This is a genomic window from Streptomyces bicolor, assembly GCF_000719285.1.
Classification (GTDB): Bacteria; Actinomycetota; Actinomycetes; order Streptomycetales; family Streptomycetaceae; genus Streptomyces; species Streptomyces bicolor.
Genome location: NZ_JOFS01000004.1, coordinates 223,061 through 229,576 on the forward strand (window position 1 = coordinate 223,061; position 6,516 = coordinate 229,576).

General features: G+C 70.2%; 6 protein-coding genes, 1 tRNA gene and 1 pseudogene. 6 read left to right on the top strand and 2 right to left on the bottom strand.

From position 1 onward, the window contains the following. The first annotated feature begins 65 nt into the window (after positions 1–65). On the top strand, positions 66–587 hold the full coding sequence (locus tag IF78_RS43360) for an ATP-binding protein (RefSeq protein ID WP_078662328.1): 522 nt from the start codon (positions 66–68) through the stop codon (positions 585–587). Positions 588–795: 208 nt separating this feature from the next. Then, positions 796–1,170, top strand: coding sequence for a hypothetical protein (locus IF78_RS0106195; RefSeq protein ID WP_244889790.1), 375 nt, complete (start codon positions 796–798; stop codon positions 1,168–1,170). Between the two features lie 294 nt (positions 1,171–1,464). On the opposite strand, the pseudogene IF78_RS45730 reads toward IF78_RS0106195, so the two are convergent. Further along, a pseudogene (locus tag IF78_RS45730) lies at positions 1,465–1,650 on the bottom strand (4-hydroxy-2-oxovalerate aldolase); the annotation flags it as partial. A 186-nt stretch (positions 1,651–1,836) separates the two neighbouring features. On the opposite strand from IF78_RS45730, the gene IF78_RS0106205 reads away from it, so the two are divergent. The 3 genes from IF78_RS0106205 to IF78_RS0106215 all read left to right on the top strand — a co-directional run bounded on the left by IF78_RS0106205 (position 1,837) and on the right by IF78_RS0106215 (position 5,190). Then, entirely contained in the window at positions 1,837–2,475 is a 639-nt protein-coding gene (locus IF78_RS0106205; RefSeq protein ID WP_031479647.1) for a TetR family transcriptional regulator, read from the top strand. A gap of 184 nt (positions 2,476–2,659) precedes the next feature. Further along, complete coding sequence (locus tag IF78_RS0106210; RefSeq protein ID WP_051827520.1) at positions 2,660–4,300, top strand: MFS transporter; 1,641 nt, start codon at positions 2,660–2,662, stop codon at positions 4,298–4,300. A gap of 365 nt (positions 4,301–4,665) precedes the next feature. Next, positions 4,666–5,190 carry a hypothetical protein gene (locus tag IF78_RS0106215; RefSeq protein WP_031479652.1) on the top strand — a complete coding sequence of 175 codons (525 nt, stop codon included), beginning with the start codon at positions 4,666–4,668 and terminating at the stop codon, positions 5,188–5,190. Positions 5,191–5,489: 299 nt separating this feature from the next. Here the strand turns inward: IF78_RS0106215 and IF78_RS0106220 are convergent. Then, positions 5,490–5,561 (bottom strand) — tRNA-Arg (locus IF78_RS0106220). A gap of 173 nt (positions 5,562–5,734) precedes the next feature. On the opposite strand from IF78_RS0106220, the gene IF78_RS0106225 reads away from it, so the two are divergent. Next, positions 5,735–6,220 (top strand): response regulator, encoded by a 486-nt coding sequence (locus IF78_RS0106225; RefSeq protein ID WP_107049892.1) that lies wholly within the window; start codon positions 5,735–5,737, stop codon positions 6,218–6,220. Positions 6,221–6,516 lie beyond the last annotated feature (296 nt).

Below are 6,516 nucleotides of genomic sequence, written 5' to 3' on the forward strand. Positions count from 1 at the left end.
TGTCCTTACCTGCGTACGAAGGGCTTCGACTACCCGGTAGCGCTGCGTCACCCACGGGACTGAGCGTGACGCCGGAAGCGCACCCGGGCGCCCCGGACCGACGCCGGCCGACCCGGCCCGAACCCCCGCGCATCCCGCCCCGCGCGGCCGCCCTGCGCCTCACCGGCGCCGAACAGGACTGCGGCCGGGCCCGCGACTTCGTCCGTCGCACCCTCGCTGACTGGGGGCTGGACCACTGCGGCGCCGACGCCCTCATGGTGGTCACCGAACTCGCCGCGAACGCCGCACTGCACGGCGTAGCGCACTCCACGGCTCGTTCCCCGCTCCACTCCCCGGCCCACGTCCAGGCCCACGGCGACGCCGAGATCTGGCTGCGGCTCAGCATCCGCCGCCCCGCCCACCTGGTCTGCGCCGTCACCGACCCCTGCGACAACCCACCCGTGTACCCGCACGCGAGCGACCCCCTCGACGAGCACGGCCGGGGACTGCGCATCATCGACGCGCTGTCCGAGCACTGGGGCTGGACCCGGCGGCAGCCCATGGGCAAGACGGTCTGGGCGATGCTCCCGACGGACCGCGGGGCCTGAGTTCGCCCGGCCCTCCGGCCGTTGCTGCCCTGCGTCCGCAAATGTGCTCTCGCGCACGGACATGTGGGTAAGTGACCGAATAGGCCGTCATATTGGGGGATGCCCTCGGCGGCGGTGTAACGCGGTCGCGTTCGGGTGGCGCAGAACCAGGGAGAAGCGGGTCACAGCCAATGGCCGAATTCGGTCCCGGCGGTGACCCATCGGCCCAGTGACGCGTCAGATCGGATTTCTTGTGAACACCGACCCGGTTTCCGGATACCAGACGTACGACCAGCCCTCAGGCCCCGACCGCGCCCAGCGCAACCAGGCCGCCGCACGCAGAGCGGCCCTCACGATCTGCACGATCGCCGACGTCGCCGCAGGTGTACTCGCCCTGTGGATCGTCCTGTTCCTGCTCGACGCCAATCAGGGCAACGCGTTCGTGGAACTCGTCCGTGGTACGGCCGACTGGCTTGCGGGATGGGCACGGGACATTTTCACGATGGACACAGAGGGGTTGCGGGTTCTCCTCAATTACGGTCTTCCGGCCGTGTTGTATTTGTTGCTCGGGCATGGAATCGCGGCCCGACTGAACCGGGCTTGAAGGAGAGACCAGTGGAAGGATCGGCATTGTGACGCGCAGTCCCGCCGAAAACGATCACCTGCCGATCTATGAGGACCTGGTGCGCGAACGTGGAGACGTCGTGGCGGAGGCGCAGATAGCGGCCGCACACACTCAGCACCAGGCGACGGAACTGCTGGGCGATGCGGAGCCGAGGCCCTGGGACGCGCCGACGGGGCAGCAGCCTCCCAACGCCTTCGGGTAGGCGGTCGGCCCCGGACGGGCGGCCGCCCACCGCTTCCGATCAGGTCGCGCTCTCCGCACGGCCGGCCAGGTCCGCACCTCACGGTCCTGCAGCGGACGTACGAGATCGTCGGCGGCGTCCATCAGCGGGAACAGGTCGCAGCCGTGCTCCCGGCCCGTCAGCTCGGCGACCGCGACGAACGCCTCCAGCGGGCGGTTGCCGGCGCGCGCGCCCCGGCCGGCGAGCGAGGCGTCCACCCGTACATTGACAAACTCGACCAGCTCCGGCGCGGCGGCCGCTCCCTCGCCCACCCGGAGCGGACCGTCGCATTTCCGACCGGCGAGTCCCGTGGTCGACCTAGGCGGCGCCCGGATCACGTCCTGACCTCGCATGCCAGAATGAGACACCGGCCGTTGAGGTCCGTCCGTCCGCCGAAGGCCTCCCGATCCCTCGAGGTTCCTCCCGTGTCCAAGCCCGTCGCCCGCGAGCCGCAGCGACGCAACTCCCGTTCCAACCGGGCGCGCATCCTGGCCACGGCACGTCAGGAGCTGGGGCGGAACCCGGACATCACGCTGGAGGAGCTGGCGCGGGCCTCCGGGGTCGTACGCCGCACGCTCTTCGGTCACTTCCCGGGACGCGCGGCACTCCTGGAGGCGCTGGCCGAGGAGGCCGCCGACAGCCTCAAGGGCGCGGTCACGGCCGGGGTGCGGCCGTCGGAGCCGGCCGGTCACGCCCTCGCGCACTTCGTGCTGTCGATCTGGCCCGTGGGCGACCGCTACCGGATGCTCCTCGCGCTGGCCCGGCACGACCTCGGCGCGGAGCGCGTCGCCGAGATCCTCGAACCGGCCCGCGGCGCGACCACCGCCATCCTGGAGCGAGGCCAGCAGGACGGCCTCTTCCACACCCATCTGCCGGCCGCCGTGCTCAGCGCCGGCCTCGAGTCGATGACCATCGCCCTGCTGGAAGAGGTCAACGCGGGGACGCTGGAGGACGACGGCACCCGCGTGGCCGTCGCCACGCTCATCGCGGCCGGGGTTCCGGAGAACGAGGCGTGTGCGGTGGTCGAGACGGTCGTCGCCGAAAGTCGGCACCGCGCTTCGTAGGCGAGCAGCCTCAGTCGTACAGAGCCCCCGACCAGGACTGGTCGGGGGCTCTGTCGTATGTGCCGCAGGCCGGACATGCCACCGCTGATCTTCGCCCTCACCCCCCCATCCCTTATTTGCACATGACTGAGCAACAAACTAGTCTGCTCATCGATGTGCAATTAACCTGTAGGGAGCCTCTCCGATGCCCTTCGTAGCCACCACACCCGTCGAGAAGATGACCGGGCCGTACGCACGGCGCTGGTGGGCCCTGCTGGTGCTGTGCCTGAGCCTGCTGATCGTCGTCATGGCGAACACGTCGCTGATCGTGGCCGCCCCGGACATGACCAAGGACCTGGGCCTGTCCAGCAGTGACCTGCAGTGGGTCATCGACGGCTACACCGTCCCGTACGCGGCGCTGATGCTGGTGCTGGGCTCGATCGGCGACAAGTACAGCCGGCGCGGCGCACTGATCACGGGCCTCGTGATCTTCGCGGGCGGCGCGGTGATGGGCAGCCTGGTCGAGGAGACCGGACTGGTCATAGCGGCCCGCGCGGTCATGGGCGTGGGCGCCGCCGTGGTCATGCCGGCCACCCTGTCGTTGCTGGTCGCGATCTTCCCGAAGGCGGAGCGCGCCAAGGCCATCACGGCCTGGACCGCGACGTCCGGCCTCGCCATCGCGATGGGCCCGCTGGTCGCCGGCTGGCTCCTCGAGGACCACGCGTGGGGCTCGACCTTCCTGATCAACGTGCCGATCGCAGTCGTCGCGGTGATCGGCGCGCTGACTCTCGTGCCGCCGTCGAAGGCCGAGGGAATGGGCCGCATCGACTACGTCGGCGGTCTGCTCTCGATCGTCTCGGTCGCCAGCCTGGTCTACGCGACCATCGAGGGCCCGCACTTCGGCTGGGGCGTCGGCCCGATCACCGCGGCGGTCGTCGCGGGCGTGGGCCTGCTGGCCTTCGTCGCCTGGGAGTTGCGGCACCCGCATCCCATGCTGGACGTGCGCAAGTTCGCGGAGCGCCCCTTCAGCGGATCGATGCTCGCGGTGCTGTTCTTCTTCTTCGGCACCTTCGGCGCGCTCTACTACGCCACCCAGTACCTGCAGTTCGTCCTCGGCTACGACGCCCTGGAGACGGGCGTACGACTGCTGCCGCTGGCCGGAGCGGTCTTCGTCGGCGCCGCGGCCACCGGAAGGCTGACCCCGAGGCTGGGCGTGAAGGCCATGGTCGTCACCGGCATGCTGATCGGCACGGCGGGCGTCTTCCTGCTCACGCGGATCGAGTCGGGCTCGACGTACACGGACTTCCTGGCGCCCCTGCTGCTGCTCGGCTTCGCGATCGGCCTGAGCGTGTCCCCGGCCACGGACACCATCATGGACTCCTTCCCCGAGTCCGAACTGGGCGTCGGCGGCGGCGCCAACGACACGGCCCTGGAACTGGGCGGCGCCCTGGGCATCGCCATACTCGGCTCCCTGCTGGGCACCGCCTACCGCGACAAGCTGACCGACCTCGTCGGAACCAACCTCCCGCACACCGCGCTGGAGACGGCGAAGGACTCGGTCGGCCGCGGCATGGCGGTCGCCGAGGAGGTCGCGAAGAACCCCGCAGGCGGCGCCCAGCAGGCCCAGGCCCTCATCGGCGCGGTACACGAGTCCTTCGCCCACAGCGTCGCCCAGACAAGCCTGATCGGCGGAATCATCATGGCCGCGGGCACGATGATCGTCCTTGCGGTACTGCCGGGCCGTCGGCGCGGCGGGAAGCCGGCGCGCGAAGAGGCGGCGGAGGCGGGGCGGGACAGGGCGGCGCAGGCGGCGGCGCCGAAGGAGGAGCGCCTGGGCACGGCCTGAACACGCACCAACACGCACCAACACGCACCCCAAGGACGGCCGTGCCTGAGCGGCGCACGGGCTGGACGGTGCCGGGAGGGGACACCCGGCACCGCCCTTTCACGCTGTCCTGCCCGAAAGGACGCCGCTGTCCCGCCGGGAACCGGATCTGCGGGAACTGGATCTGGGAGAGCCCCACAGGCCTGCCTCGGCTCATGCACGCCCGGCCGAGGCAGGCCCGCGAGGCGCGGCCACGACCGGGGCGGCCGGCCAAGGCTCGCGTCAGCCGGCTCCCGCAGCCCCTCGCGGACGCACCGCCCGCGGGCGCGTCTCCGGCGTCGGTTATGTTCCCTCGTCGGACGGATGGCAGGACAGAAGGAGAGGCCATGGCGCAGCGCCTGGGGCCGCTGGAGCTGATCGGTGACCGGTGGGTGATCGGGGACCCGGCACGCAAGGAGGGCCTGTCCATCGTGCTGACGCCCGAGGGCCTGGAACAACACCGGCGCGGGGAGACGGGACCCCTGCTCGCCGTCGAGTGGTCCCGGTTCCTGGAGTTGAGGGTGCGAGCCGCTTACGTGAGGTGGCATGCCACCCCGTTCGGCGGCTTCGTCGGCTCCTTCGCGCCCGGAGCCGACATGGGCCGCGACGGCTGCTCCCTGCAGGGCATCGTTCGCCGTCCGTACGACCTCTGGTCGGCGCGCTACACCCATCACGAGGGCCGTTACCCGGCCGGCCACGTCATCGTGCTGAAGGCACTGTTCGACCAGCTCACCGAGGCGAAGGCCCTGGACCGCCTCGGCGATCCCGACTGGCTGGGCACGGCGGTCGCCAAGCTGTCCCCGCACAGGTCGTGGTACGCGCCCAAGGGCAACCGTCTGGTGGAGGAAACCATCCGCAGCCTCGGCACCTGAACGGCGACCCAATTCCCACGTCCCTAATCCGCGCCGGTCGGGATGTCGCGCGGGTAGCGCACGACCACCATCAGCGTCGAGGTCCTGCTGAGCCGCTACGCGAAGTGCATCGACGGTCGGCAGGAGATCGCCAACCGCAAGATCGAAGAGCTGCTGCGCGAGTACGAGTGATCGCGTCCACAAATAGTCCACGGACCCCGACATACGGCCGCTCAGGTTGGCATACGGCTGCACATACGCGAAGACCCCGCACTCAGCGTATCCGCTGGTCACGGGGTCTCTAGGCACCTCAGAAAGGGTGCCCCCGGCAGGATTCGAACCTGCGCACACGGCTCCGGAGGCCGTTGCTCTATCCCCTGAGCTACGGGGGCGTGTCGGGCGCCTTGCTTGGCGGCGACGGGTAGAACCCTACCAGCTTCAGGGTGGTGTTCATGAACGGGTTTCCGGGCGGTGGCACCCGGCGTCACCTGGGGTGGCTCGCTCGCAGGGGGTGGAAGTGGGGAAAACCCGGACGCGGTGGCCGGTCCGGACCTACTCTCGAGTTGTGCCAGGCGCTTCGGGCCGGGTGCTTGTTGTGGACGACAACAAGGTCATCCGGCAGCTGATCAGGGTCAATCTCGAGCTGGAGGGGCTTGAGGTCGTGACCGCGGCCGACGGTGCCGAGTGTCTGGAAGTCGTTCATCAGGTGCGGCCCGATGTGATCACCCTCGACGTGGTCATGCCCCGGCTGGACGGGCTGCGCACCGCCGCTCGGCTGCGTTCCGACCCCCGTACCCGCGACCTCCCCCTCGCCATCATCAGCGCCTGCGCTCAGCACGAGGTCGACAGCGGCCTCGATGCCGGCGTCGACGCCTTCCTCGCCAAGCCCTTCGAGCCCGCCGAACTCGTCAGCCTCGTACGGCAGTTGCTCGAGCGGAGCCGGGAGCTGGGTGGTCCTGGGGACGGGCGGGTCGATGTTCGGGGCGCTGAGGATGCCGTCCTCGGGAGCGTCTTCGGGGCCGAGGAGGCCGCCGGGCGCGCCGGCGGCTGAATCCACGGTTGTACGTCTTGAGGGCCCCAATCCTCGACGGCACCCCTTGGAGGGCGCCTGCGACAGCACTCCTTGAGGGGCCTCTGCGACGGCACCCCTCCATGGCACCCCCATACCGGTATGGCACCCCCATACCGGTATGGCACCCCCATACCGGTATGGCACCCCCATACCGGTGATGTTGTTGACGCCCCCGGGCAGACATCTCCCCGGAGTCCACGACCCGGCCCCCTCAGCCCACCCCGCTGACACCCTCCTCGCCCCCCACCCCCACGCCCGCCCCCGCCCGTCCACAT